Annotated in this window: 27 protein-coding genes; 13 read left to right on the forward strand and 14 right to left on the reverse strand. The window is 67.1% G+C overall.

The window, feature by feature from the left end; translation table 11 throughout:
* Positions 1-70: 70 nt before the first annotated feature.
* The 9 genes from RZE77_RS05950 to RZE77_RS05990 form a co-directional block, all read right to left on the reverse strand.
* Positions 71-1,216, reverse strand: coding sequence for an ABC transporter substrate-binding protein (locus RZE77_RS05950; protein ID WP_319441090.1), 1,146 nt, complete (start codon positions 1,214-1,216; stop codon positions 71-73).
* Between the two features lie 35 nt (positions 1,217-1,251).
* Positions 1,252-2,346: a 1,2-phenylacetyl-CoA epoxidase subunit PaaE gene (gene paaE, locus RZE77_RS05955; RefSeq protein WP_319441091.1), complete on the reverse strand. Its 1,095-nt coding sequence runs from the start codon at positions 2,344-2,346 to the stop codon at positions 1,252-1,254.
* Between the two features lie 3 nt (positions 2,347-2,349).
* Complete coding sequence (gene paaD, locus RZE77_RS05960) at positions 2,350-2,880, reverse strand: 1,2-phenylacetyl-CoA epoxidase subunit PaaD (RefSeq protein ID WP_319441092.1); 531 nt, start codon at positions 2,878-2,880, stop codon at positions 2,350-2,352.
* On the reverse strand, positions 2,877-3,656 hold the full coding sequence (gene paaC, locus RZE77_RS05965; protein WP_319441093.1) for a 1,2-phenylacetyl-CoA epoxidase subunit PaaC: 780 nt from the start codon (positions 3,654-3,656) through the stop codon (positions 2,877-2,879). Before paaC ends, paaD begins: the two co-directional genes overlap by 4 nt.
* A gap of 10 nt (positions 3,657-3,666) precedes the next feature.
* Entirely contained in the window at positions 3,667-3,963 is a 297-nt protein-coding gene (gene paaB, locus RZE77_RS05970; RefSeq protein WP_319430285.1) for a 1,2-phenylacetyl-CoA epoxidase subunit PaaB, read from the reverse strand.
* On the reverse strand, positions 3,960-4,973 hold the full coding sequence (paaA, locus tag RZE77_RS05975) for a 1,2-phenylacetyl-CoA epoxidase subunit PaaA (RefSeq protein WP_319441094.1): 1,014 nt from the start codon (positions 4,971-4,973) through the stop codon (positions 3,960-3,962). Before paaA ends, paaB begins: the two co-directional genes overlap by 4 nt.
* 41 nt (positions 4,974-5,014) lie before the next feature.
* Positions 5,015-6,325 (reverse strand): phenylacetate--CoA ligase PaaK, encoded by a 1,311-nt coding sequence (paaK, locus tag RZE77_RS05980; protein ID WP_319441095.1) that lies wholly within the window; start codon positions 6,323-6,325, stop codon positions 5,015-5,017.
* Between the two features lie 14 nt (positions 6,326-6,339).
* Positions 6,340-6,783 carry a hydroxyphenylacetyl-CoA thioesterase PaaI gene (gene paaI, locus RZE77_RS05985; RefSeq protein WP_124957352.1) on the reverse strand — a complete coding sequence of 148 codons (444 nt, stop codon included), beginning with the start codon at positions 6,781-6,783 and terminating at the stop codon, positions 6,340-6,342.
* Positions 6,784-7,149: 366 nt separating this feature from the next.
* Positions 7,150-7,953: an enoyl-CoA hydratase-related protein gene (locus tag RZE77_RS05990; RefSeq protein ID WP_319441096.1), complete on the reverse strand. Its 804-nt coding sequence runs from the start codon at positions 7,951-7,953 to the stop codon at positions 7,150-7,152.
* A 130-nt stretch (positions 7,954-8,083) separates the two neighbouring features.
* Between RZE77_RS05990 and RZE77_RS05995 the strand changes: the two genes are divergently transcribed.
* Entirely contained in the window at positions 8,084-8,686 is a 603-nt protein-coding gene (locus RZE77_RS05995) for a phenylacetic acid degradation protein PaaY (RefSeq protein WP_319441097.1), read from the forward strand.
* A 64-nt stretch (positions 8,687-8,750) separates the two neighbouring features.
* Positions 8,751-9,407 carry a TetR/AcrR family transcriptional regulator gene (locus RZE77_RS06000; RefSeq protein WP_319441098.1) on the forward strand — a complete coding sequence of 219 codons (657 nt, stop codon included), beginning with the start codon at positions 8,751-8,753 and terminating at the stop codon, positions 9,405-9,407.
* Here RZE77_RS06000 and RZE77_RS06005 read toward each other — a convergent pair.
* Genes RZE77_RS06005 through RZE77_RS06020 form a run of 4 tightly spaced genes read right to left on the reverse strand, consistent with a single transcriptional unit; the run spans position 9,391 to position 13,445 of the window.
* The gene (locus tag RZE77_RS06005) at positions 9,391-10,428 is read right to left on the reverse strand and encodes a VWA domain-containing protein (RefSeq protein WP_319430299.1); all 1,038 of its coding nucleotides are present in this window, start codon (positions 10,426-10,428) and stop codon (positions 9,391-9,393) included. The two genes, RZE77_RS06000 and RZE77_RS06005, sit on opposite strands and share 17 nt — an antisense overlap.
* On the reverse strand, positions 10,425-11,414 hold the full coding sequence (locus RZE77_RS06010) for a DUF58 domain-containing protein (protein WP_319441099.1): 990 nt from the start codon (positions 11,412-11,414) through the stop codon (positions 10,425-10,427). The genes RZE77_RS06005 and RZE77_RS06010 overlap by 4 nt, the downstream gene beginning before the upstream one ends.
* Complete coding sequence (locus tag RZE77_RS06015) at positions 11,395-12,408, reverse strand: AAA family ATPase (protein ID WP_319441100.1); 1,014 nt, start codon at positions 12,406-12,408, stop codon at positions 11,395-11,397. Before RZE77_RS06015 ends, RZE77_RS06010 begins: the two co-directional genes overlap by 20 nt.
* A gap of 44 nt (positions 12,409-12,452) precedes the next feature.
* The gene (locus tag RZE77_RS06020) at positions 12,453-13,445 is read right to left on the reverse strand and encodes a S1C family serine protease (protein WP_319441101.1); all 993 of its coding nucleotides are present in this window, start codon (positions 13,443-13,445) and stop codon (positions 12,453-12,455) included.
* 91 nt (positions 13,446-13,536) lie between these two features.
* Here RZE77_RS06020 and RZE77_RS06025 point away from each other — a divergent pair, with 91 nt between their 5' ends.
* The 7 genes from RZE77_RS06025 to RZE77_RS06055 all read left to right on the forward strand — a co-directional run bounded on the left by RZE77_RS06025 (position 13,537) and on the right by RZE77_RS06055 (position 20,271).
* Complete coding sequence (locus RZE77_RS06025) at positions 13,537-14,397, forward strand: TatD family hydrolase (RefSeq protein ID WP_319441102.1); 861 nt, start codon at positions 13,537-13,539, stop codon at positions 14,395-14,397.
* 134 nt (positions 14,398-14,531) lie between these two features.
* Positions 14,532-14,945 carry a hypothetical protein gene (locus RZE77_RS06030; RefSeq protein ID WP_319441103.1) on the forward strand — a complete coding sequence of 138 codons (414 nt, stop codon included), beginning with the start codon at positions 14,532-14,534 and terminating at the stop codon, positions 14,943-14,945.
* A 78-nt stretch (positions 14,946-15,023) separates the two neighbouring features.
* Entirely contained in the window at positions 15,024-15,551 is a 528-nt protein-coding gene (locus tag RZE77_RS06035) for a DNA-deoxyinosine glycosylase (protein ID WP_319441104.1), read from the forward strand.
* Positions 15,551-16,333 carry a class I SAM-dependent methyltransferase gene (locus RZE77_RS06040; protein ID WP_319441105.1) on the forward strand — a complete coding sequence of 261 codons (783 nt, stop codon included), beginning with the start codon at positions 15,551-15,553 and terminating at the stop codon, positions 16,331-16,333. The genes RZE77_RS06035 and RZE77_RS06040 overlap by 1 nt, the downstream gene beginning before the upstream one ends.
* Entirely contained in the window at positions 16,330-18,117 is a 1,788-nt protein-coding gene (locus tag RZE77_RS06045) for a type IV pilus assembly ATPase TfpB (protein WP_319430315.1), read from the forward strand. Before RZE77_RS06040 ends, RZE77_RS06045 begins: the two co-directional genes overlap by 4 nt.
* Positions 18,118-18,254: 137 nt before the next feature.
* Complete coding sequence (locus tag RZE77_RS06050) at positions 18,255-18,743, forward strand: tripartite tricarboxylate transporter TctB family protein (RefSeq protein ID WP_319430317.1); 489 nt, start codon at positions 18,255-18,257, stop codon at positions 18,741-18,743.
* Positions 18,744-18,759: 16 nt separating this feature from the next.
* Positions 18,760-20,271, forward strand: coding sequence for a tripartite tricarboxylate transporter permease (locus tag RZE77_RS06055; RefSeq protein ID WP_319430318.1), 1,512 nt, complete (start codon positions 18,760-18,762; stop codon positions 20,269-20,271).
* 138 nt (positions 20,272-20,409) lie between these two features.
* On the opposite strand, the gene RZE77_RS06060 is transcribed toward RZE77_RS06055, so the two are convergent.
* Positions 20,410-21,336, reverse strand: coding sequence for a LysR family transcriptional regulator (locus RZE77_RS06060; protein WP_319430320.1), 927 nt, complete (start codon positions 21,334-21,336; stop codon positions 20,410-20,412).
* 98 nt (positions 21,337-21,434) lie between these two features.
* On the opposite strand from RZE77_RS06060, the gene RZE77_RS06065 reads away from it, so the two are divergent.
* Genes RZE77_RS06065 through RZE77_RS06080 form a run of 4 tightly spaced genes read left to right on the forward strand, consistent with a single transcriptional unit; the run spans position 21,435 to position 25,831 of the window.
* Positions 21,435-22,412, forward strand: a complete 978-nt coding sequence (locus RZE77_RS06065) for a Bug family tripartite tricarboxylate transporter substrate binding protein (RefSeq protein WP_319441106.1) — start codon at positions 21,435-21,437, stop codon at positions 22,410-22,412.
* A gap of 14 nt (positions 22,413-22,426) precedes the next feature.
* Positions 22,427-24,040 (forward strand): gamma-glutamyltransferase family protein, encoded by a 1,614-nt coding sequence (locus RZE77_RS06070; protein WP_319430324.1) that lies wholly within the window; start codon positions 22,427-22,429, stop codon positions 24,038-24,040.
* A gap of 21 nt (positions 24,041-24,061) precedes the next feature.
* Complete coding sequence (locus RZE77_RS06075; RefSeq protein WP_319441107.1) at positions 24,062-25,012, forward strand: DMT family transporter; 951 nt, start codon at positions 24,062-24,064, stop codon at positions 25,010-25,012.
* Positions 25,013-25,039: 27 nt separating this feature from the next.
* Positions 25,040-25,831 carry an SDR family oxidoreductase gene (locus RZE77_RS06080; protein WP_319441108.1) on the forward strand — a complete coding sequence of 264 codons (792 nt, stop codon included), beginning with the start codon at positions 25,040-25,042 and terminating at the stop codon, positions 25,829-25,831.
* Positions 25,832-25,848 lie beyond the last annotated feature (17 nt).

The raw sequence follows: 25,848 nt of genomic DNA on the forward strand, positions 1-25,848 counted from the left end.
CTGGTGTTGCCCCCGGTAGGGGGTGGGAGAAGCGACACGAAGTGCGCGAAGCCTGGGGGCGAGCCGAGTTTCAGGGCTGGTATTTCCAGGCGCCGTTCTCGATCTTGACCATGACCCGGGCACGCTGGTCCAGGCCCAGATGGTCGTTGGCGGTCATGTTGAACACGCCATGCGCGCCCGACACGTCCTTGATTTGTTCGAGTGCATCGCGCAGCGCGGCGCGGAATTCGGGCGTGCCGGGCTGCGCCTTCTTGAGCGCCACCGGCACGGCCGAGGTCATCAAGAGGCCCGCGTCCCAGGCGTGCGCACCGAAGGTCGACACCGAGTTCTTGCCGTTCGCGGCCTCGTAGGCGGTGACATAGGCCAAGGCCGATTTCTTCACCGGATGGCTGGCGGGCAGCTGCTCGGCCACCAGCACCGGTCCGGCAGGCAGGAAGGTGCCTTCCACGTCCTTGCCGCCGACGCGCAGGAAGTCGGCATTGGCCACGCCGTGCGTCTGGTACATCTTGCCGGCGTAGCCGCGCTCCTTGAGCGTCTTCTGCGGCAGCGCGGCCGGCGTGCCCGAGCCCGCGACCAGCACCGCGTCGGCCTTGGCGGCCATGATCTTCAGGGCCTGCCCGGTCACCGAGGTGTCGGTGCGCGCATAGCGCTCGTTGGCCACGATCTTGAGCTTCTTCAGCTCCGCCGCCTTGGCGAATTCCTGCGACCAGCCTTCGCCGTACGCATCGGAGAAGCCGATGAAGGCCACCGTCTTCACGCCGCTCGCGGCCATGTGCTCGGCAATCGCGAGCGACATCATGATGTCGTTCTGCGGCGTCTTGAAGACCCACTGCTTCTTGGCGTCCATGGGCTCGACGATGCGGGCCGATGCGGCAATCGAGATCATCGGCGTCTTGGCTTCGCTCACCACGTCGATCATCGCGAGCGAGTTGGGCGTGGTGGTCGAGCCCAGCACGATGTCGACCTTGTTCTCGGCGATGAGCTTGCGCGTGTTGGCCACGGCCGCCGTGGTGTCGGAAGCATCGTCCAGCACGATGTAGTTGATCTTCTGGCCGCCGATGGTCTTGGGCATCAGCGCAATGGTGTTCTTCTCGGGAATGCCGAGCGATGCGGCCGGGCCGGTGGCCGACAGCGTCACGCCGACATTGACGTCGGCCCAGGCCGCAACGGCGGTGGTGCACAGCGCTGCGATCAGCAGGGGCTTGAAGAATTTCATTTTGGTTTGTCTCCGGTTGAAAAATTGTTATGAGGTCAGCGCTCGTCGAAGGACAGGGTGACGCGTTCGGTGAGAGGGTGCGCCTGGCAGCACAGAACGAATCCCGCGGCCACCTCATTCTTGTCGAGCGCAAAGTTTCTTTCCATGCGGACTTCCCCCTCCACCAGCTTGGCGCGGCAGGTGCCGCATACGCCGGAGGTGCAGGAAAACGGCACTTCGAGGCCGGCCGCCGAAGCCGCATCGAGGATGCTCGGCTGCCCTTCGGTGAAAGTGATCTCGCGCTGCAGCCCGTCGCGCACGATGGTGATGCGCGCCTGCTTGGCATCGCCGGGCAGGGCCTCGTGCACCACTGCGCCGACCTGGCCTGCCGACGCGGCCGAAGGCAGCGCGACGCCGAAGCGCTCGATGTGGATGCGCTCCTCGGGCACGCCGGCGGTGAGCAGCGCGGCCTCGGCCTCGTCGTTCATCTGGAACGGGCCGCAGATGTAGGCGTGGTCGATGCTGGCGGCCGGCACCAGCGTGTTCAGGAATTCGCCGATCTTCTCGCGGTTCATCACGCCGCGGCCGAGCGGCGAATCCGTCTGCTCGTCGGAGAACACCAGCTGCAGCGCGAGCCGCGTCATGTAGCGGTTCTTCAGGTCCTCGATCTCTTCCTTGAACATCGTGGACTGCAGCTGCCGGTTGCCGTAGATCAGCGTGAAGCGGCTCAGCGGCTCGCGCGCCAGCACGGTCTTCATGATCGAGAGGATCGGCGTGATGCCGCTGCCGCCCGCAATGCCGACATGATGCCGCGCGGAGCCCGGCTCGATCGGCACGAAGAAGCGGCCCTGCGGCGCCATCACCTGCACCGTATCGCCGGGCTGCAGATGCGCGTTGATCCAGTTGGAGAACACGCCGCCCTGCACCTTGCGCACGCCCACGCGCAGTTCGCCGTCGTCCAGGCCGGCGCAGATCGAATACGAGCGGCGCAGGTCCTGGCCGTCGATGTCGCGGCGCAGCGTGAGGTACTGGCCCTGCGTGAAGCCGAAGACTTGCTGCAGCTCGGGCGGCACCTCGAAGGAGACGATGACGGCCTCCGAGGTGTCGGGCTCGACGGCCTTCACGCGCAAGGGGTGGAAGAGGGTGCTCATCGCTCAGATCGGCTTGAAGTGTTCGAAGGGTTCGCGGCAGGCGAGGCAGCGGTAGAGCGCCTTGCATGCGGTGGAGCCGAAGGCAGAGAGGCGTTCGGTGCGCTCGCTCGCGCAGCGCGGGCAGGCAATGCGTTCGCCGCCGGCGATGCGGCCGAAGAGGCGGATGGGCATGGCGGTGCTGGCTGCAGCTTCTGGCGTGAGGTGGGCCGGCGGGGCGATGCCGTAGGCCTTGAGCTTGGCGCGGCCTTCTTCGCTGATCCAGTCGCTGCTCCAGGCGGGCGCCCGGCGCAGGGTGGCGCGTGCGCGGCCGAGGCCTGCCTGCTCGATGGCCGCGAGCACGTCGTGCTCGATGGCCTCGGTCGCGGGGCAGCCCGAGTAGGTCGGCGTGAGCACGATCTCCAGCCCGTCGTCATGTTCGACCACCTCGCGCACGATGCCCAGGTCGCAGACCGACACGGCCGGCACCTCGGGGTCGAGGACGGTGTGCAGCACGGCCCAGGCCGCGTCGATGCGCGATGCGAGGGCGGCGTTCACCACACGCCTCCGGGATAGCTGCGCTGCAGGTGCTGCATCTCGGCCAGGATGTAGCCCATGTGCTCGCTGTGCACGCCCTGCTTGCCGGTGCTGCGGAAGGCGGTCTCCTGCGGCATGGAAAGCCCGGCGGCGTCGAGCACCTGCTGCATCTCGGTGAGCCACGGTTCGCGCAGTTCGCTCCATGCGGGACCGAGGCCGCTCGCGCTGGCTTGCGCATCGACCGCATCGCTCTCGAACAGCTCGGGCATGTAGAGCCAGAGCTGCTTCAGTGCCTTTTCCGTGCGGCGGCGCGATTCATCGGTGCCGTCGCCGAGCCGCACGACCCAGTCGCCCGAATGCTGCTGGTGGTAGCGCGCTTCCTTCACGGCCTTGCCGGCGATGGCGGCCACTTCGGTATCGCTCGATGCGGCAAGGCGTTGCCACAGCAGCTTGAGCAGCGTGGCGACCATGGTGTTGCGCACCACGGCAAACGCGAAGTCGCCGCGCGGCAGTTCGACCAGCGTGAGATTGAAGTAGTCGCGCTCGTCGCGCAGGTAGGCGAGCTGGTCTTCGTCGTGTTCGCGGCCTTCGCCTTCGAGCTTGCCGGCGTGCGTGAGCAATGCGCGGGCCTGGCCGACGAGGTCGAGCGCGATGTTGGCCATGGCAATGTCTTCTTCCAGCACGGGCGCATGGCCGCACCATTCGCCCAGGCGCTGCGCGAGCACCAGGCAGGTGTCGCCGATGCGCAGCAGGTATTGCACGGCGGGCGTGCGGTTCAGTTCGATCGATGCTTGCATGGCGTGCCGCTCACATGTGGTCCACGGACTTGGGCAACTTGTAGAAGGTCGGATGCCGGTACACCTTGTCCTCCGCCGGATCGAAGAACATGTCCTTGTCCCCCGGGTCGCTCGCCACGATCTGGTCCGAGCGCACCACCCAGATGCTGCTGCCTTCCTGGCGGCGCGTGTAGACGTCGCGCGCCATCTGGATCGCCATCTTCGGGTCGGCCGCGTGCAGGCTGCCGCAATGCTTGTGATCGAGCCCCGCCTTGCTGCGCACGAACACTTCCCAAAGGGGCCATTCCTGTTTCGTATCGGTGGTCATGCAGCCTCCTTCATCGGTTGCTTGCTGGCGTGCGCCATGGCGGCCTCGCGCACCCACGCGCCTTCTTCCCAGGCATCGACGCGGGCTTGCAGGCGTTCGCGGTTGCAGGGACCGTCGCCGCCGATCACGCGCCAGAACTCGCTCCAGTCGATCGCGCCGAAGTCGTGCGCCTGGCGCTCTTCGTTCCACTTCAGGTCGGGGTCGGGCAGGGTCACGCCGAGGATGTGCGCCTGCTCGACGGCGGCGTCGATGAACTTCTGGCGCAGCTCGTCGTTGCTGAAGCGCTTGATGCCCCAGCGCATCGACTGCGCGCTGTTGGGCGACTGGTCGTCCGGCGGGCCGAACATCATGACCGAGGGCCACCACCAGCGGTTGACCGCGTCCTGCACCATCGCCTTCTGTGACTCGGTGCCGTGCGTCATCATCGTCAGCAGCGCTTCGTAGCCCTGGCGCTGATGGAAGCTCTCCTCGCGGCAAATGCGGATCATGGCGCGCGCATAGGGCGCATACGAGCAGCGGCAGATCGGCACCTGGTTCATGATGGCCGCGCCGTCGACCAGCCAGCCGATGGTGCCCATGTCGGCCCAGGTGAGCGTGGGGTAGTTGAAGATCGAGCTGTACTTGGCCTTGCCGCTGTGCAGCGCATCGAACATCTGGTCGCGCGAGGTGCCCAGCGTTTCGGCGGCCGCATACAGGTACAGGCCGTGGCCGCCTTCGTCCTGCACCTTGGCCAGCAGGATGGCCTTGCGCTTGAGCGTGGGCGCGCGGCCGATCCAGTTGCCTTCGGGCAGCATGCCGACGATCTCGGAATGCGCATGCTGGCTGATCTGGCGCACCAGCGTCTTGCGGTAGTGCTCGGGCATCCAGTCCTTCGCCTCGATGAAGTCGCCGGCGTCGATGTGCGCGTCGAAGCGCTCCTCGAGCCGCATTTCCTCGGCGGAGCGCACGGCTTTCTTCTGCTTGCCGTCGCCTGCATCCTTGCCCATGGTGTCCATTGCCTGGGTGTACATGTGCGTGTCCTTTCTGTGCGGTGTGTGGGCGCGCGGGCGGCTCAGCGCGGGCGCGTGTCGATCACGCGGCGGGCCTTGCCGGTCTGCGTGCGCTCCATTTCGTCGGGGCCGTGCACGACCACGCGGGTGGAGATGCCGATGAGCGTCTTCACGCGTTGCTGCACCCAGTCGGAGATGGCATTGCGGTCGGCCGCGGCGGCCTCGTGCGGTGTGAGTTCGCAGTGCACCTCGACCTGGTCGAGCAGGCCTTCGCGGCTCACGCGCACCTGGTACAGGCCGGTGAGCGCGCTGTGCGCGAGCACGATCTCTTCCACCTGCGTAGGAAAGACGTTGACGCCGCGGATGATCATCATGTCGTCGCTGCGCCCGACGATCTTGCCCATGCGGCGGAACGAACGCGAGGTGGGCGGCAACAGGCGCGTGAGGTCGCGCGTGCGGTAGCGCACGATCGGCATGGCCTCCTTGCTGAGCGAGGTGAAGACCAGTTCGCCTTCCTCGCCATCGGCCTTGAGCTCGCCGGTGTCGGGGTCGATGATCTCGGGGTAGAAGTGGTCTTCCCAGATGACGGGGCCGTCCTTGCTCTCGACGCATTCGCTGGCCACGCCGGGGCCCATCACTTCGGACAGGCCGTAGATGTCGACCGCATCGAGGCCGGCCTTGCCTTCGATGTCGCGGCGCATGGCCTCGGTCCACGGTTCGGCGCCGAAGATGCCGATCCTGAGCGAGCTGTCCTTGGCATCGAGGCCCATTCGCTCGAACTGCTCGATGATCACCTGCATGTAGCTGGGCGTGACCATGATGATGTCGGGCTTGAAGTCCTGGATCAGCTGCACCTGCTTCTCGGTCTGGCCGCCCGACATCGGGATGACGGTGCAGCCCGCGCGCTCGGCGCCGTAGTGCGCGCCCAGGCCGCCCGTGAACAGGCCGTAGCCGTACGACACGTGCACCATGTCGCCGGCGCGGCCGCCCGCCGCGCGGATCGAGCGCGCGACGAGGTCGGCCCAGTTGTCGATGTCCTTCAGCGTGTAGCCCACCACGGTCGGCTTGCCGGTGGTGCCCGACGAGGCATGGATGCGCGCCACCTGCGCGCGCGGCACGGCGAACATGCCGAAGGGGTAGTTGTCGCGCAGGTCGGTCTTCACCGTGAACGGAAACTTCGACAGGTCGGCGAGCGACTTCAGGTCATGAGGGTGCACGCCCTTGGCATCGAAGGCTTGGCGGTAGTGCGGCACGTTGTCGTAGGCGCGCTGCAGCGTGGCGCGCAGGCGCTGGATCTGCAGCGCAGTGATCTCGTCGCGGCTCGCGGTTTCGATGGGCTCGAGTTCGCCGGGGGCGGGGTGTCTGGCTGTCATGGGCTTGTGTCTCCTCAGGCGGCAACGGCGGGGCGGCCCTTGGCGGTGTACGAACGGCCGCGGAAGATGGCGACGCGCTCGCCGCGCTGGTTGGTGATCTCGGTGTCGTACACGCCGGTGCGGCCGGCCTTCGACACTTCGAAGCAGCGCGCGGTGAGCACGTCGCCTTCGCGTGCCGGTGCGATGAAGTCGATGGAAAAGCCCGAGGCCACGGTCAGCTCGTTGTACGAGTTGCACGCGAAGGCAAAGGTGGAATCGGCCAGCGTGGCCATGAAGCCGCCGTGGCAGATGGCATGGCCGTTGAGCATGTCGGTGCGCACGCGCATCTCGAGCGTGGCCTGGCCGGGGCCGACCTCGACGATGCGCATGCCCAGGCCCTTGCTGGCGTTGTCGTTCTCGAACATGCCGTCGCGGACGTACTCGGCGGTCTGCTGGGGGGTGCGGGTGGTGTCGGTCATTCTTGGGTTCCGCCTGTGCTGGGCTTTGTCTCCGGGGCTTGTGTTTCTTGGTTCTGTTGTTCGGGGCGCGTGCACAGGCCACCGGGTACTCCCCTCCGCGAATGTCCCCCGCCTTCGGCTCCTCCTTTATTTCGCTGCGGGGAGCACCCGATGCCCTGTGCACCTGGGCACGCTGTCGGTTCGCGGCTGATTAACCACCGCGCTGAATAACGATCACGCTGATGGGGTGCCTTGCGCAGCGAAATTAAGGAGGAGGCCGAAGGCCGGGGGACATTCGCGGAGCAAGGTACCCCATCAGCGGGAGCGCGCCCTGAACGGCAGCGCCCTGAATGACCCTCGCCGCGACAAGAAAAACAAGGCTTCATCTCAGCGGTCCTTGAACACCGGCGAGCGCTTGGCACGAAAGGCTTCGACACCTTCGCGGTAGTCGTTCGCGTTGCCCATCTCGCGCTGGATGCGCGCTTCTTCGGCCAGTGCCGCATCGAGATCCATGCCCTGCGCCGCGGCCATGGCCTGGCGCGTGGCGACCAGGGCGCGGGTCGGCATGGCGGCCAGCTTCGAGGCGAGCGCGGCGGCCGTTTCGGGCAGTGCCGCGTCGTCCACGCACTGCCAGATCAGCCCGATTCGCGCGGCTTCCTCGGCCGGCAGCTTGTCGCCCAGCATCGCCATGCCCAACGCGCGCGCCGAACCCACGAGCCGCGGCAGCAGCCAGGTGCCGCCGGTGTCGGGCACGAGGCCGATCCTGGTGAAGGCCTGGATGAAGCTGGCCGAACGCGCAGCCACGACGAGGTCGCAGCACAGTGCAATGTTGGCGCCCGCGCCGGCGGCCACGCCGTTGACGGCGGCGACCACGGGCACCGGCATCGAGCGCAGCCGTGCGACGAGCGGGGCGTAGTAAGCGGAGATGACATGGCCCAGGTCCTTGGGTGCGGCGCCGGGCGTGGGGTCGGGCGCGACCGAGGGATCGGCCAAGTCCTGCCCGGCGCAGAAGGCGCGGCCTGCACCCGTGAGCACCAGGCAGCGCACTTCCGGATCGCCGGCTGCAAGATTCAACGCCGCCATCAATTCGCCATGCATTTCGGTCGTGAAGCTGTTGAGCGCCGCGGGCCGGTTGAGGCTCAGCGTGCGAACGGCGCCGGCATTGCTGGTGAGAACTAAAGGTTCTGGCATGGGCTTGTCTCTGATCCTTAAACACTATTGACCGACCGTCCGGTAGATTTTAAGATCGACCTCGATGCCGGCACAAGCGGGTGGCTTCAGGGCAAACCCTGAGCCCGCAACAACAAAGGAGACCGATCGAATGCCCAGCTACTCCATCGACGGCGTGATTCCCGTCGTCGACCCGACGGCCTACGTGCACCCCAGCGCCGTGCTGATAGGCGACGTGATCGTCGGCCCCGGCTGCTACGTCGGTCCCTGCGCCAGCCTGCGCGGCGATTTCGGCCGCATCGTGCTGCAGGAAGGCTCCAACGTGCAGGACCATTGCTGCATCCACGGCTTTCCGGACCAGGACACGGTGGTCGAGGTCAACGGCCACATCGGCCACGGCGCGATCCTGCACAGCTGCATCGTGCGGCGCGATGCGCTGGTGGGCATGAACGCGGTGGTGATGGACGAGGCCGAGATCGGCGAGCAGGCCATCGTGGCGGCCTGCGCCTTCGTGCCGGCCGGCATGAAGGTGCCGGCGCGCTCGCTGGTGGCGGGCATTCCGGCCAAGGTGAAGAAGATGCTGAGCGAGGAAGAAGTCGCCTGGAAGCTCGAAGGCACGCAGACCTACCAGGCGCTCACGGTGCGCAGCCTGGCCAGCCTGCGCGAGGTTGCGCCCCTGCGGCAGATGGAGCCCGATCGGCCACGCCTGCCAGCCTCCGACGTGCGCTCGCTCATTGCGACCCGGCGCGGCTAGCCGGCGCGCTTCATGCAAGATCGCGGGTTGCCCGCAACTCCAATCAAGGAAGAAAGAAGACCCGATGCCGCGTGGAAGATCCGCCACCTACGACGACCAGCGTGAGTTCATCCTGGCGCAGGCCGCCCAGCTGTTCGCGCGCCGCGGCTATCCCGCCACCTCGATGAACCAGGTGGCCGAGGCCTGCAATCTCTCGAAGGCCACGCTCTACCACTACTACAAGGACAAGAGCAGCCTCTTGATCAGCATCGCCGAGACGCACGTGTCCAAGCTCGCGGCGCTGGTGGCCGAGGAAGAGGCGTCGACTCACACCGACGAAGAGCGCCTGCGCCGCTTCATCTACCGCATCGTCGAGGAATACGCCGGGGCGCAGGACGCGCACCGCGTGCTGACCGACGACGTGCGCTTCCTGGAAGAAGAAGACCGCGAGCGCGTGCTGGACCAGGAGCGCGAAGTGGTGGCGGGGTTTGCGCGTGCCGTGTCGGCGTTGCGCCCGGGCGCGCCGAGCGACGATCTCGCCAAGCCGCTGACCATGCTGCTGTTCGGCATGATCAACTGGATGTTCACCTGGATGAAGCCCGGCGGCCGGCTCGACCATGCGTCGATTGCGCCGATCGTGGCCGACCTGTTCCTGGGCGGCATCGGGGCGGTGAAGTCGCCTCCGCCGGTTGGTGCGACGCCGCCGGCGCACCAGCTGGACTCCGTCAAAGAATCCGGTTGAACCAGAGCAGCGACAACCCCGCCGACAGCAGCGTGAGGATGGCTGCGCCGAGCGCGAAGAGCGCCGAGACCTCGGTTTCCTTCTTCTCGACCGTGAGCCGCGAGCTCAGCGTTTCGTAGACCTTCTTCAGGTCGGCGGCGGTGCCGGCGTAGAAGTATTCGGCCTGCGTCTTGTTGGCCACGGCCTTGAGCGTTTCCTCGTCGAGCCGCACGCGCATCGACCAGCCTTCGAAGCCGATGGTCTCGCCATCGACCGTGCCCACGCCCACCGTGTAGATGCGCACGCCGCGGTCCGCCGCGGCCTTGGCGGCATCGAGCGGGTCGACGCCGGTGGTGCGCTGCCCGTCGGTCAGCATGATGACCGCGGCCGAGCTGTAGGAGCCCGGCGCCACCGGGGTGAACTCCTTGGCCTGCTTTTCCGCCTGGTCGATCGGCGTGCCGCGCTGGCGGCTGGGCGCGCTGAACTGCGAGACGTCGATGCCTGCGTCGGGGAACAAGGTGGCGAGCGACACCACGATCGCATTGCCCGTGGCCGTGGCGCGCTGCAGCTGGAAGCTGTCGATCGCGGTGATCAGGTCATCGTGGTTGGTGGTGGGCAGCTGCGCCACCTGCGCGCTGCCCGCGAAGGCCACGATGCCCACCTTGACGTGGCGCGGCAGGTCCTTGATGAAGCTCTTGGCCGCTTCCTGCGCTGCCACCAGCCGGTTGGGCAGAACGTCGGCCGCGCGCATGCTGCCCGAGACGTCCATCGCCAGGATGATGGTCTGCTGGTTGGACGGCAGCATCACCACCGCCATGGGCCGCGCGGCCGCCACCAGCATGGCGGCCATGGCCAGCAGGAACAGGAACGGTGGAATGTGCCGGCGCACGCTCTGGCCCGCGCCCATCGCCTCGCGCACGATCGACAGGCTCGCATAGCGCACCGCGAGCTTCTTCTTGCGGCGGATCAGCCAGATGTAGAGCAACACCAGCAGCGGCAAGGCCGCCAGCAACCAGAGGAATTGAGGCCAGAGAAATGTCATGCTGCCACCGCCTTCATGCTGCCCGGGCCGATGCGCATGCGGCGCTTGCGCAGGTCGGCGAAACGAACGATGGCTTCCACCAGGTCGTCGCTGGTCGAAAGCTCCAGTGCGTCGACGCCCGCTTTCGCGAGCGCAGCGCGCAGCGTTGCCTCGCGCTCGGCCGCCAGCCGCGCGAAGCGCTTGCGAAAGCCGGCGTCGTGCGTGTCGACCCAGAGCTGCTCGCCGGTTTCCGCGTCGCGCAGCGGCACCAGGCCGAGGTCGGGCAACTCGAGTTCGAGCGGATCGAACAGGCGCACGGCAATGACTTCATGCCGCTGCACCAACTGGCCGAGCGGGCGTTCCCAGCCGGGCTCGCTCAGGAAATCGGACACCACGAAAACGGTGGAGCGGCGCGGCATCAGCGTGGCGGCCGATTTCAGCAGGTCGGCCAGGCGCGTCATGCCTTTTTGCGCGGGCGCGGCCTCGGCCTTGTCGGCGCGGCGCTCCATCGCATGCAGCAGGTGCAGCACGTGGCGGCGGCCGCTGCGCGGCGGAATCACCGCCTCGAGGTCGGTGCCGTAGACCAGTGCGCCCACCCGGTTGCCGTGGCGCGTGAGCAGGCGCGCGAGCACGCCGACGAAGCCGGCCGAGATCTCGCGCTTGGCTTTGAGGCCGGAGCCGAAATCGACCGAGCGGCTCAGGTCGAGCACGAACCAGGCCGCCATCTCGCGGTCTTCGGTGAACACGCGCACGTGCGGCGTCTGCAGGCGGGCGGTGACGTTCCAGTCGATGTGGCGCACGTCGTCGTGGTGCTGGTATTCGCGCAGATCGGCCAGGTCGAGCCCGGTGCCGCGCATCAGTGTGCGGTAGTCGCCCTGCAGCAGGCCATCGAGGCGGCGGATGACGGTCCACTCGAGCCGGCGCAGCGCGCGTTCTGCACCGCCGGCTTGCGCGATGAGCCGTTCGTCGTTCGCGGCCGCGGGGGCCTTACGCCACCAGCTTTTCATGTTCGAGGGGTTTGGGAGGAGCGGGAACGGCCTTCATGATCTTCTCGATCAGGCTGTCGGGTGTGAGGCCTTCGGACAAGCCTTCGTAGGAAAGCGTCACGCGATGGCGCAGTACGTCGGGCACCAGCGCGGTCATGTCCTCGGGCAGGGCATAGCTGCGGCCGCGCAGCAGCGCAAGCGCGCGTGCGCCCTCGGTCAGGCTGATGCTCGCGCGCGGGCTCGCGCCGAAGGTGATGAAGCGGCGCATGTCCTTCAGGCCGTGCTTGTCGGGCGTGCGCGTGGCCGACACCAGCTTGACCGCGTACTGGATGAGCGAAGGATCGACGTACACGCGCCGCGCCTCGGCCTGCAGGGTGGCGAGCTGCTCGGTGGTCGCCACCGGATTGACCTCGACCAGCGAGCCGATCACGCGCTGGACGATGACGAACTCTTCCTCGTCGCTCGGATAGTCGACCAGCACCTTCATCATGAAGCGGTCGACCTGCGCCTCGGGCAGCGGATAGGTGCCTTCGGTCTCGATCGGGTTCTGCGTGGCCATCACCAGGAAGGGGCGCGGCACCCTGTGCGTTTCGCCGGCAATGGTGACCTGGCGCTCCTGCATCACTTCGAGCAGCGCGCTCTGAACCTTGGCCGGCGCACGGTTGATTTCGTCGGCCAGAAGCAGGTTGGCGAACACCGGGCCGAGCGAGGTGCTGAACTCGCCGGTCTTCTGGTTGTAGATGCGCGTGCCCACCAGGTCGGCCGGCACCAGGTCGGGCGTGAACTGGATGCGCTTGAACTGGCCGCGCACGGTGTCGGCCAGCGTCTTGATGGTGAGCGTCTTCGCCAAGCCCGGCACACCTTCGACCAGCAGGTGCCCGCCCGCGAGCATGGCCACCATCACGCGCTCCAGGAAGCGGTCCTGGCCCACCACCACGCGCTTGACCTCGTAGAGGATCTGCTCCATCAGTTCGGCCGTGGCGGGAGAGGTGGAAAAGGGGTTCTCTGTGCTCATGCGAGGGCCTCTCAGTAAACAATCGAAAGCGTGGGTGTTCCTGGCTAGAACGGCGGCGAGCCCGCGGCCGAGGCCGCGTTCTCTATGGGCACCGCAAATCCGATGCCGATGAAGGTGCGCTGCTGCGTGGGATTGAGGATGGCGGTGACGATGCCGAGCACCTCGCCGTCCATGTTGATCAGCGGGCCGCCCGAGTTGCCGGGATTGGCGGCCGCGTCGAACTGGATCAGGTTGCCCAGTTCCTGCTTGCCCTCGGGCGAGCGGAAGGAGCGTTTCAGGCCCGACACCACGCCGGCCGACACCGAGGGGCCGATGCCGAACGGAAAACCGACCGCGGCCACCTGGTCGCCGGGCTGCAGGTCTCCGGTCGAGCGCATGGCGGCGGGAATCAGGTCGTCGGGGATCTTCTGGGCCTGCAGCACCGCGAGATCGTTCTCGGGCTGCACGCCGGTGATGGTGGCCACGGCCTCGAGCCCGTCGGAGAAGGTGACCTTGATGGTTTCGGCGCCGGCCACGACATGCAGGTTGGTGAGGATCACGCCCTTGTCGACGATGACGACGCCCGTGCCCACGCCGCGTTCGACCTCGCCCGGCGGCGCATCGGCTTCGGGCGGCTTGCCCTTGGCGAGATTGCGGCCGCGCTTCTGGGTCTTGGCCTCGGGCGTGGCCTTCTCGGGGCCGTAGCCGACCACCCGGACCACCGAGGGCCGCACGATCTCCGCGGCCTTTGCGGCGGGCGAGGGAAGCGTGTTGGTCTGCAGCGTGCGCAGCACGGCCGAATCGATGTCCTTCTGCGTCAATGCCTTGCCCTGCCGCGGCCACCAGGTGGCGCCGCCCGCCACCAGCGCGGCGCACAGCACGAGAAGGAGTGCGAAGCTGCGCCGGCCCGGCTGCCAGCCGGTTTCGGCGTACGTCGGGGGCGGCGCGCCGTTGCCTGCTGCGCCCTCGGGCGACGGCACGGCAGCCTCTTCGGCCGCGGAATCGGCCGCTTGAGGCAGCGTGCGGGGCGAACGGCTGTAGAAAGCGGGCCTGCGCATCGGGGCACCTCCGGCAAGGGATGACGGGTCAGTAGGGAGTCACAGTAGCACGCTTTCTTCTGCCTTGCATCCCTTCGGGCATCATCTGGCCATGGCTGTTTTTGTCGATACCCACTGCCACCTCGACGCGCCCGAATTCGGTGCGGAAATGCCGCTCATCCGTGCACGGGCCGCCGAAAAGGGCGTGGTGCTGTGCGTCATTCCTGCCGTGGCGGCCTTCAACTTTGCGACCGTGCGCGAGCTGGCGCAGGTGCAGGGCGACGCCTATGCGCTCGGAATCCACCCGCTGTGCACCGGCAATGCAGAGGACGCCGACCTGGAGGCGCTCGATGCCGAGCTTGCCGCGCACCACGGCGATCCGCGGCTGGTCGCGGTCGGCGAGATCGGCCTCGACTACTTCGTGGAAGGGCTGGACAGCGACAAGCAGCAGCACTTTTTTCACACTCAGTTGCAACTCGCGCGCAAATACGATCTGCCGGTGCTCATCCACGTGCGCCGCTCGGTCGACAAGGTGCTCAAGCACCTGCGGCAGACCGCGGCCGGCCGGCCGTGGCAGGGCATTGCCCATGCGTTCAACGGCAGCGAGCAGCAGGCCGCGGCCTGCATCGAGATCGGCCTGAAGCTGGGCTTCGGCGGCGCCGTGACCTTCGACCGCGCATTGCAGCTGCGGCGGCTGGCGGCCACGCTTCCGCTCGAATCGATGGTGATGGAAACCGATGCGCCCGACATCCAGCCGCATTGGCTCTACCGCACCCAGGCGCAGCGCGCGGCCGGCGAAGCGCAGGGCCGCAACGAACCGGGCGAGCTGCCGCGCATTGCCGAAGTGGTGGCCCGGCTGCGCGGAATGGAAGTCGATGAACTGGCCCGGGCCACCACCCGCAACGCGCTGGAAGCCCTGCCGCGGCTCGAAAGTCTGCTCTCCTTGTCGGAAGGCCGGCCGCACCCCGCGTAGGCCGATATCCCGAGTTGCGATGGCGCAAGGAAGCGTGCGCATTTGCTGTCATCCTCGGTGTTCGAAGTGCCGTTTCCTGTTCAGTGGCAAGTTCGTCACTTCAACAATACGTCATCCCCCAAAGGAGCTTCTGCATGAACACATCTTTCATCCGCACCGTGCCCGTCGTGCTCGCCCTCGCGCTCGCCTCCATCGGCGTGTCCGCCGTGGCCCAGACCGCTGCGCCGGCCACCGCCGCTCCGGCTCCGGCCACTGCGGAACCCACCACCACCGAAAAGGTGAAGGAAGCCGGCAAGGATGCGGTCGATGCCACCAAGCGCACGACCAGGAAGGCCGTCGACGCCACCGAGCGCGGTACCAAGAAGGCCTGGAACGCGACCAAGCGCACCACCAAGAAGGCCGCCGACGCCACCAAGAACGTGGCTGCAAAGACCGGCGACGCCGTTGAAACCGCCGGCCACAAGACGGCCGACGGCATGCGCAGCACCGGCAAGGCGATCGGCGAGAAGGTGCCCGGCACCGCAGAGAACGAAGCCGCCAAGAAGTAATCGGCATCCGCCTTCAGAAAAACCCGCTTCGGCGGGTTTTTTCATGGGCGGGCGACAGTGCCAAGATAGAGCCTGTCCATGAACCCACCCGCCGTACCTGACACCAGCAGCCCCGTGCTCACGGGCCTCGCCCCCATCGTCTCGCCCGCCACCGTCGTACTGATCCTGGGCAGCTTCCCGGGCGTGCGCTCGCTCGAACTGCAGCAGTACTATGCGCATCCGCAAAATCAGTTCTGGAAAATCTTGCAAGCCGTTTGGCCCCACCATCCGCTCCCCATGGGCGCAGACAGCTATCCCGAGAAGAAAAAGTGGCTGCTCGAGCGCGGCCTGGGCGTATGGGACGTGTATGCGGCCTGCGAGCGCGAGGGCAGCCTCGACTCCGCCATCCGCGCGCCCGTGGCCAACGACATCGCGGGCCTGCACCTGCCCCGGCTGGCGGCCATTGCGCACAACGGCGGCGAGAGCTTCAAGCACGCGCGCCATACGCGCACCCTCGGGGTGCCGGTCTACCAGCTGCCTTCCACCAGCCCCGCCAACGCGTCGTGGAGCTTCGAGCGCAAGCTCGCAGCCTGGCGCGAGGTCTTCGACGCCCACCACCTTCTTTGATGGCCACGAGCAAAACTCCCGTTCTCCCCGAAGTCAACTTTTCCGATTGGGGCGACATCCGCTACCTGCACCTTGGCACCGAATGGGTCCAGGGCTCGATGAAGCTCGACGCGCCGTTCGAGATCGAGCTCGAATACGTGCAGCGCATGATGGCCTGGCTGCTGTTCACCGACCCCAAGAGCCTGGCCAGCCGCCATGCGATGCAGCTGGGCCTCGGCGCGGCCACGCTCACCAAGTTCTGCCGCAAGACGCTGCGCATGCGCACCACTGCGGTGGAGCTGAATCCGCAGGTGGTGTCGGCCTGCCGCGGCTGGTTCAAGCTGCCGGCCGACGACCCGAAGCTGCGCGTGGTCATCGCCGATGCCGCGCAGGAGATCCGCAAGCCAGAATGGCAGGGCACGGTCGATGCGCTGCAGGTCGACCTGTACGACCATGAGGCCGCCGCGCCGGTGCTCGACAGCGAAGGCTTCTACGCCGATTGCCGCGCGCTGCTCAGCGAGGACGGCTGCATGACGGTCAACCTCTTCGGCCGCTCGTCGAGCTATGAGCGCAGCCTCGAGAAGATCGCCGGTGCATTCGGCGCCGATGCGGTCTGGGCCTTCAAGCCGACGCGCGAAGGCAACACGGTGGTGCTGGCGCAGCGCGCACCCAGCCGGCCCAGGCGCGAAGCCCTTGCCGAGCGCGCCCAAACGATCCAGACTCGATGGGGCCTGCCCGCGCCCAAATGGCTGCGCGTGTTCAAACCGCTGAATCCCACCCTCACCCGACCGTCCGGCCCATGAGCGCTGTTTCCGTTCCCGCATCCCCGGCCGCCCGCCACGAAGGCCCGCTCGACCTGCGCCGCCTGATCGAATGGCTCGCCGCCGACGGCGTGATTTCTCCGGTCGAAGCCAAGCGCACCATCGCGCGCTGCGCCCAGGCCGAGAGCCGGCAGGCGCCGCTGGTGCGGCTGGCCAACGTGGCCATGACGCGCGAAAGCGACGGCAAGCCGCTCGACCTCGAAATGCTCACACAGTGGCTCTCCGGCCGCGCCGGGCTTGCCTACCTGCGCATCGATCCGCTCAAGGTCGACGTGGGCAAGGTGGCCGACACCATGAGCGCGGCCTACGCCGAGCGCCACAAGGTGCTGCCGGTGCAGGTGCTGCCCAACGAGGTGGTGGTGGCCACGGCCGAACCCTTCCTGACCGACTGGATCGCCGAGGTGGAGCGCCAGTCGCGCCGCACCGTGCGCCGCGTGGTGGCCAACCCGACCGACATCCAGCGCTACACGGCCGAGTTCTTCGCGCTTGCCAAGTCGGTGCGCGCCGCGCAGAAGGCCGGCGGCAACACCGGCGGCGCGAGCTTCGAGCAGCTGGTGGAGCTGGGCAAGAGCACCAAGCAGCTCGATGCCAACGACCAGAGCGTGGTACAGGTGGTCGACTGGCTCTGGCAATACGCCTTCGACCAGCGCGCGAGCGACATCCACCTGGAGCCGCGGCGCGAGCAGGGCGTGATCCGCTTTCGCATCGACGGCATCCTGCACCCGGCCTACCAGATGCCCATGGGCGTGATGAACGCCATGGTGTCGCGCATCAAGCTGCTGGGCCGCATGGACGTGGTCGAGAAGCGCCGCCCGCTCGACGGCCGCATCAAGACCCGCAACATGCGCGGCGACGAAGTCGAAATGCGCCTGTCCACCCTGCCGACCGCCTTCGGCGAGAAGATGGTGATGCGCATCTTCGACCCCGACACCGCGGTGAAGGACCTCGACGCGCTCGGCTTTGCGCAGCACGACGCACAGCGCTGGGAGCAGCTCGTCACGCGTCCCAACGGCATCATCCTGGTGACCGGGCCCACGGGCTCGGGCAAGACCACCACGCTGTACTCCACGCTCAAGCGCGTGGCCACCGAAGAGGTCAACGTGAGCACGGTGGAAGACCCGATCGAAATGATCGAGCCTTCGTTCAACCAGACGCAGGTGCAGCCGCAGCTCGATTTCGGTTTTACCGAAGGCCTGCGCGCGCTGATGCGGCAGGATCCGGACATCATCATGGTCGGCGAGATCCGCGACCTTGCCACGGCCGAGATGGCGGTGCAGGCCGCGCTCACCGGCCACCTGGTGTTCAGCACGCTGCACACCAACGACGCACCGAGCGCCATCACGCGGCTGATGGAGCTCGGCGTGCCCTCCTACCTGATCAACGCCGTGATGCTCGGCGTGCTGGCCCAGCGGCTGGTGCGCACGCTGTGCCCCAACTGCAAGCAGCCCGACGACACGGTCACGCGCGAGAAGCTCGAGACCATCGTCAAGCCCTGGCAGATCACCGGCTCGGTGCGCGCCTACAAGCCTGTGGGCTGCGTCGACTGCCGCATGACCGGCTACATGGGCCGCATGGGCCTGTACGAGCTGCTGAGCATCAGCGAGGACTTCAAGGCCCAGGTCACCAAGGAGCCCAACCTGGCCGGGCTGCGCCGCCAGGCCGTGATCGACGGCATGCGCCCGCTGCGCCTGGCCGGGGCGCTGCGCATCGCCGAAGGCGTCACCACCATCGAGGAAGTGCTGAGCGCGACGCCGCCGCTGGAGTGAGGCGAGGCAAGGCGCCGGAAAAAAGCGCGCGCCAACCCTGGGGGTTACCCTAGTCTTTCGGTTAGTGGAATCCACATCGGGCTGACCACCAGCTGACTCGACAATCTCGCATCGAAATTTGTTCGAGGAGACTGTTCGTGAAAATCAAGAGTCAGAAAGACTTTTTCTCGGGTCTGATGTTTGCGGTCGTGGGCGTGGCGTTCGCATGGGGCGCCACCACCTACAGCGTAGGCAGCGGCGCCCGCATGGGGCCGGGCTACTTCCCGTTGATGCTGGGCATTCTGATGGCCGTCATCGGCCTGGGGATCATGTTCAGCGGCCTGACCGTCGAAACCACCGACGGCGAGAAGATCGGCAAGTGGGCCTGGAAGCAGGTCGTGTTCATCCTGGGCGCCAATCTCGCGTTCGGCATCCTGCTGGGCGGCCTGCCGAGCCTCGGCGTGCCGGCCATGGGAATGATCATCGCGATCTACGCGCTCGTGATCATCGCCAGCCTCGCGGGCCACGAGTTCAGGCTGCGTACCGTGCTGATCCTGGCCACCGTGCTGGCCGTCGGCAGCTATGTCGCATTCATCTGGGCTCTCAAGCTGCAGATCCAGGTCTGGCCGACCTTCATCACCGGTTGAGAAGAAAGCTGCTCACATGGAATTGATTGACCACCTCTCGATGGGTTTTGGCGTTGCCTTTACCTTCACGAACCTGCTGTACTGCCTTGGCGGCTGCATTCTGGGCACCTTGATCGGCGTGCTGCCGGGCATCGGCCCGGTCGCGACCATCGCGATGCTGCTGCCCGCCACCTATGCGCTGCCGCCCGTGTCGGCGCTGATCATGCTGGCCGGCATCTACTACGGCGCGCAGTACGGCGGCTCGACCACCGCGATTTTGGTGAACCTGCCGGGCGAATCTTCGTCGGTGGTGACCGTGATCGACGGCTACCAGATGGCGCGCAAGGGCCGTGCCGGTCCGGCGCTGGCCGCTGCGGGCCTGGGTTCGTTCTTTGCCGGCTGCGTCGGCACGCTGATCCTGGCGGCCTTCGCACCGCCGCTGACCGAACTCGCGTTCAAGTTCGGTCCGGCCGAGTACTTCTCGCTGATGATCCTGGGCCTGATCGGCGCCGTGGTGCTGGCCTCGGGCTCGCTGCTCAAGGCCATCGGGATGATCGTGCTGGGCCTCCTGCTGGGCCTGGTGGGCACCGACGTGAATTCGGGCGTGGCGCGCTACAGCTTCGACGTTCCTGAACTGACCGACGGCATCGGCTTCGTGGCCATTGCCATGGGCGTGTTCGGCTACGGCGAAATCATTGCCAACCTTTCGCGTCCCGACGACGAGCGCGAAGTGTTCACCGCCAAGGTCTCGGGCCTGTTCCCGACCAAGGAAGACTTCAAGCGCATGGTTCCCGCCGTGCTGCGCGGCACGGCGCTGGGCTCCTCGCTCGGCATCCTGCCGGGCGGCGGCGCGCTGCTGTCGGCCTTCGCGGCCTACACCATCGAGAAGAAGACCAAGCTGCATCCCGGCGAAGTGCCGTTCGGCAAGGGCAACATCCGCGGCGTGGCCGCACCCGAGGCCGCCAACAACGCCGGCGCGCAGACCTCCTTCATCCCGCTGCTGACGCTGGGCATTCCGCCCAACGCGGTGATGGCGCTGATGGTGGGCGCGATGACGATCCACAACATCCAGCCCGGCCCGCAGGTGATGACCAGCAACCCCGAGCTGTTCTGGGGCCTGATCGCCTCGATGTGGCTTGGCAATGCGATGCTCGTCATCCTGAACCTGCCGCTGATCGGCATGTGGATCAAGTTGCTGACGGTGCCCTACAAGTTCCTGTTCCCTGCCATCGTGCTGTTCTGCGCCATTGGCGTGTACTCCACGAACAACAACACCTGGGACATCTGGATGGTCGGCATCTTCGGCTTCGTGGGCTACACCTTCTTCAAGCTGGGCTGCGAGCCTGCGCCGCTGCTGCTGGGCTTCATCCTCGGGCCGATGATGGAAGAAAACCTGCGCCGCTCGCTGCTGCTGTCGCGCGGCGACTGGAGCGTGTTCGTCACGCGTCCGATCTCGCTCGGCCTGCTGCTTGCCGCGGCGCTGCTGCTGGTGATCGTGCTGCTGCCGGCAGTCAAGGCGAAACGCGAAGAAGCCTTCGTCGAGGATTAAACGGCCCACCCCCGTCCCTCGCTCACTTCGTGTAGCTCGACTCCCCCCTCAAGGGGGCAACACCAGCGGCCCGGCAAAGCCGGTTCCGCGGTGTTCCACGAATAAAACGACGGCGCCTTCTGGGCGCCGTTTTCTTTTTCAGGGCTTGTTTGCGCGCGGCGGCTTCATGTGCTGCCGTGCCATGGCCAGAAAGGCCAGCGCCGCCGGGCTCAGCGGATGCTTGGCCAGCCGCACTGCGACGACCGGGTATTCGAGCGTCGGACGTGTCACCGCCACGGCGCGCAGATTGCCCGGCATCAGCACCTCCACATAGCGCGGCAGCAACGCCACGCCCGCGCCCGCCTGGATGAGGCCGAAAGCCGTCGACAGCATCGAGACGTGATGCACCACCTGCGGATACACATTTGCCACGCTCGACAGCTGGCGGCTCACCGCGCGCCAGATGTTGGCGTCCGGGTTGACGTGGATGAAGGGCAGCGCATCGAGGTGCTTCGCATCGACGACCACGCGCTGCGCGAGCGGATGGTCGTCGCGTACGAAGAGGGCCATGCGCTCGGTGAACAGCGGCTCGGTCGCGAGTTCGGAGTGTTTCTGCCCGATGTCAGAACCGAAGCCCAGGTCGGCCTCTTGCGAGAGGATGCGCGAGATCATCTGCTCGGCCGTGCTGTCGAGCAGCGTGACTGCGAGCGTCGGGTGCTTCTGCGAGAAGCGGCCGAGCATCGGCGGCAGCAAGGCGCCCGCCGTGAGGTGGCCCACGGCCAGAACCACGCGCCCTTCGCGCAGCTGCGACTGGGAGCGGCAAGCGCCCACCGATTCATCGATCATCCGCAGCGCCCGCACGGCCGTCTCGACCATCACTCGGCCCGCGCTCGTGAGCTGGATACGGCGGCCGCGCACGATGAGCGGCTGTCCGAGCTGCTCTTCCATGCGCTTGACCAGGTGGCTGATGGCCGGCTGCGTCAGCTGCAGGCTTTCCGCTGCCAATGTGAAGCTGCCCGACTCGGCGACCGCCGCCAGCGCCCGCAGCTGCTGCAGCGAGACTTCTTCCGTGGCGTTCTTTGTCATAAGCAGCGCTCATAGTTGAATAAGCTGGATTATCTGGCTTGATGTGCGGCGGCTGCATAGCATGCGAGGTTTCTCCACGGGGCCAGAATCCAAGCACCATGAAAAGAATCCAGTTCCTTCAAGGGGCCGCCGTTGCGCTGCTGTGCATGGCCGCCTCGTCCACCAGCCTGGCCCAGGGCTACCCGAACAAGCCGGTGCGGCTCATCGTGCCGTTTCCGGCGGCCGGCGCGACCGACCTCTTTGCCCGCACCCTCGGGCAGAAGATGAGCGAGAAGCTCGGCACCACGCTGGTCATCGACAACAAGCCGGGCGCGGGCGGGGCCATCGGCTCGGACATGGCCGCGAAGGCGCCGGCCGACGGCTACACGCTGCTGCTGGCCACCACCAGCACCCATTCGATCGGGCCGGCCATCTCCAGCAAGCTGCCCTATGACACGGTGCGCGACTTCACGCCCATCGCGCATGTGGGCGACGCGCCGAGCATCATGCTGGTGCCGGTCAACTCGCCCGCGAAGACCGTGCGCGAATGGATAGCCCACGCACAGAAGAACCCCGGCAAGCTCAACTACGCATCGAGCGGCAACGGCACCATCGTGCAGCTGACGGCGGAGCTCTTCAAGTCGCAGGCCGGGGTGTTCGTGACGCACATTCCCTACAAGGGCACGGCGCTGGCCATTCCCGACCTGATCAGCGGCAAGGTCGACGTGCTGTTCGACTCGCTGCCCACGGGCATGCCGCACGTGCGCGACGGCCGGCTGCGCGCGCTGGGCGTCACCACGCCCAAGCGCAGCCCGCTCGCGCCCGAGCTGCCGTCGATCGCCGACACGCTGCCGGGCTTCGAGTCGAACACCTGGTTCGGCTTCTACGGCCCCAAGGGGCTGCCGGCGGACATCGTGGCGCGCGTCAACAAGGCCGCGAACGAAGCGCTGGCCGATCCCGAAGTGAAGGAAAAGCTTTCGCGCCTGGGCATCGAGCCTGCTGCCTCCGGAACGCCCGAGCAGTTCGCCAGGATGGTGGCGGCCGACGCCGCCAAGTGGAAAAAGATCGTGGTCGAGCGCAAGATCACCAACGAATAAGCGAGCACATTCCCATGAACTTCGATTTCAGCAACCCTTATCTCTCCACCCGCATTCCGATCTTCGCGCGCAACGTGGTGTCCACGTCGCACCCGCTCGCCTCGCAGGCGGGGCTGCGCATGCTGCAGCAGGGCGGCAATGCCGTCGATGCGGCCATTGCCACGGCGGCCGTGATGACGCTGGTCGAGCCCGTGAGCAACGGCCTGGGCAGCGACGCCTTCTGCATCCTGTGGGACGGCAAGGAACTGCACGGCCTCAACGCCTCGGGCCCCGCGCCCAAGGCCTGGACGCCCGAATACTTCAAGGCCAAGTACGGCGCCGATGCCGCCACGCCGCCGATGCGCGGCATCGATTCGGTCACTGTGCCCGGCGCGGTGCGCGGCTGGGTGGCGCTGAGCGAGCGCTTCGGCAAGCTGCCTTTCGCCGACCTGCTGGCACCAGCCATCGACATCGCCGAGCGCGGCTACCTGGTGCCGCCGGTGGTGCAAGGCAAGTGGTTGGCCGCCACCTCGCTGCTCGAGTCGCAACCAGGCTTTGCGCAGTCCTTTCTGCCCTGGGGCCGCGCACCCGAGATCGGCGAGCTGTTTCGTTTTCCGGCCGCCGCGCGCGCGCTCAAGGCCATTGCCCGCACCAAGGGAGAGGCCTACTACAACGGCGAGATCGCCGAGGCGCTTGCAAGGTTCTCGAAGGAGCAGGGCGGCTCGCTCACGGTGGCCGACCTCTCGGCCTACCAGCCCGAATGGGTCAAGCCGATCTCGCGCGACTACCGCGGCCACACGCTGCACGAGATTCCGCCCAACGGGCAGGGCATTGCGGCGCTGATCGCGCTCGGCATCCTCGAGAAGTTCGACATCGCCTCGCTGCCGGTCGACTCGGTCGCTTCGCAGCATCTGCAGATCGAGGCGATGAAGCTCGCCTTCGCCGACGTCTACCGCTATGTGTCGGAGCCATCGTCGATGACGGTGACACCCGCGCAAATGCTCGATGACTCCTACCTCGCATCGCGTGCGAGACTCATCGACGTGAAAAAGGCACAGGACTTCAAGGCCGGCAACCCCGTCAAGGGCGGCACCATCTACCTCACGGCCGCCGACGAGAGCGGCATGATGGTGAGCTTCATCCAGAGCAACTACATGGGCTTCGGCTCGGGCTGCGTGGAGCCCGAGTTCGGCATCAGCCTGCAGAACCGCGGCCATGGCTTCAGCCTCAAGGCCGAGAGCCCGAACGTCGTGGCGCCGGGCAAGCGGCCGTTCCACACCATCATCCCGGCCTTCCTCACCAAGGACGGCCAGCCGGTGATGAGCTTCGGCGTGATGGGCGGCAACATGCAGCCGCAAGGCCACATGCAGACGCTGGTGCGCATGCTCGACTACAGGCAGAACCCGCAGGCCGCCTGCGATGCGCCGCGCTGGCGCTTCAACGCGGGGCTCGAGATCAACGTCGAGGCCGCAATGAACCCGGCCACGGTGCAGGGCCTGCGCGAGCTCGGCCACCACCTCGACGTGATCGACGACTCCTACCAGGACTTCGGCGCCGGCCAGTTCATCTGGCGCGCGGGCGATCCGTCGGTCGAAGGCTACGTGGCGGCCAGCGATCCGCGCCGCGACGGCCTGGCTGCAGGCTTTTGACGGCCGCGCGATGATCGGGGAATGACCAAGTCCGCCGTACAGACCGGCATTCCCTCTTCTTCTTCTGCCAGCGGCGCAAGGAGCCTTGCGCCCGGCCTCATCCTCGCCTCGCTGGGCGCGGTCGCATTCAGCGGCAAGGCCATCATCGTCAAGCTGGCCTACCGCTATGGCGTGGATGCGATCACGCTGATCATGCTGCGCATGCTGTTCGCGCTGCCGCTGTTCGCGGTGATGGCATGGTGGGCCGGCCGCGGCAAGCCCGCGCTCACCTTGCGCGACTGGTTCGGCGTGGCCGGGCTCGGCTTCTCGGGCTACTACCTCGCGAGCTTTCTCGACTTTGCGGGGCTCGCCTACATCTCGGCCAGCTTCGAGCGGCTCATTCTCTATCTCAACCCCACGCTGGTGCTGCTGTTCGGCTGGCTGCTGTATCGGCGGCGCGCCACGCGGCCGCAGGTGCTTGGCATGATCGTGAGCTATGCGGGCGTGCTGCTCGTGTTCGGGCACGAGCTCTGGATCGGCGGCGGCAAGGGCGGCGGGGCGGCGGCCTGGGGCACCTTCCTCGTGTTCCTGAGCGCCGTGAGCTATGCGGCCTACCTCGTCTACAGCGGCGAATTCGTCAAGCGCCTCGGGTCGCTGCGGCTCGTGGGGCTGGCCACCACCGTGGCCTGCCTGCTGTGCATCCTGCAGTTCGTGCTGATGCGGCCGGTGAGCGCCGCGATGCAGGTGGCGCCCGAGGTCATCTGGCTGTCGGTGCTCAACGCCACGCTGTGCACCGCGGTGCCTGTCCTCATGGTCATGATGGCCATCGAGCGCATCGGCCCGGCCATGGCGGCGCAAACCGGCATGATCGGGCCGCTGTCGACCATCCTCATGGGCGTGGTCATACTCGGCGAGCCGTTCACCGCGTGGATCGCGGCCGGCACGGTGCTCGTGATTGCGGGCATCTTCGTTTTCACACGCACGGGGCGCTAGCGCCCCTGCAGTTCAGGAGCAAACAACATGGATTTGGGCATTGCAGGCAAGACCGCGCTGGTGTGCGGCGCGAGCAAGGGACTCGGCTACGGCTGCGCCGAGGCGCTGGTGCGCGAGGGCGTGAACGTGGTCATCGTGGCGCGCGGCGCCGAGGCGCTGGAGGCGGCGGCAAAGAAGCTGACCGAAGCCGCAGGCGCATCGGGCCCCTTCGTCAAGCACGTGGCCGCCGACATCACCACCGAGGCCGGCCGCGCCGCGGTGTTCGCGCTCGGCCACGACTTCGACATCGTCGTCACCAACGCCGGCGGCCCGCCCCCGGGCGATTTCCGCAACTGGGACCGCGAGGCATGGATCAAGGCGGTCGACGCCAACATGCTGACCCCCATCGAGCTCATCAAGGCCACGGTCGACGGCATGGCAAAGCGCGGCTTCGGGCGCATCGTCAACATCACCTCGAGCTCTGTGAAGTCGCCCATCGACATCCTCGGCCTCTCCAACGGCGCGCGCAGCGGCCTCACGGGCTTCGTGGCCGGCGTGGCGCGCACGCCCATTGCCGCGCAGGGCGTGACCATCAACAACCTGCTGCCCGGTTCCTTCGACACCGACCGCCTGAAGGGCACGATGGCCGGCGCAGCGCAGAAGTCGGGGCAGGACTTCGACACCGTGTGGGAAGCCCGCAAGAAGAACATTCCGGCCAGGCGCTTCGGCACGCCCGCCGAGTTCGGCGCCATCTGCGCCTTTCTCTGCAGCATGCAGGCGGGCTACATGACGGGGCAGAACGTACTGGCCGACGGCGGCGCCTACCCAGGCACTTACTGAGATCGCGGTGTTCGCTT

It is taken from the genome of Variovorax sp. SPNA7 (assembly GCF_033807855.1).
GTDB classification, from domain to species: Bacteria; Pseudomonadota; Gammaproteobacteria; order Burkholderiales; family Burkholderiaceae_C; genus Variovorax; species Variovorax beijingensis.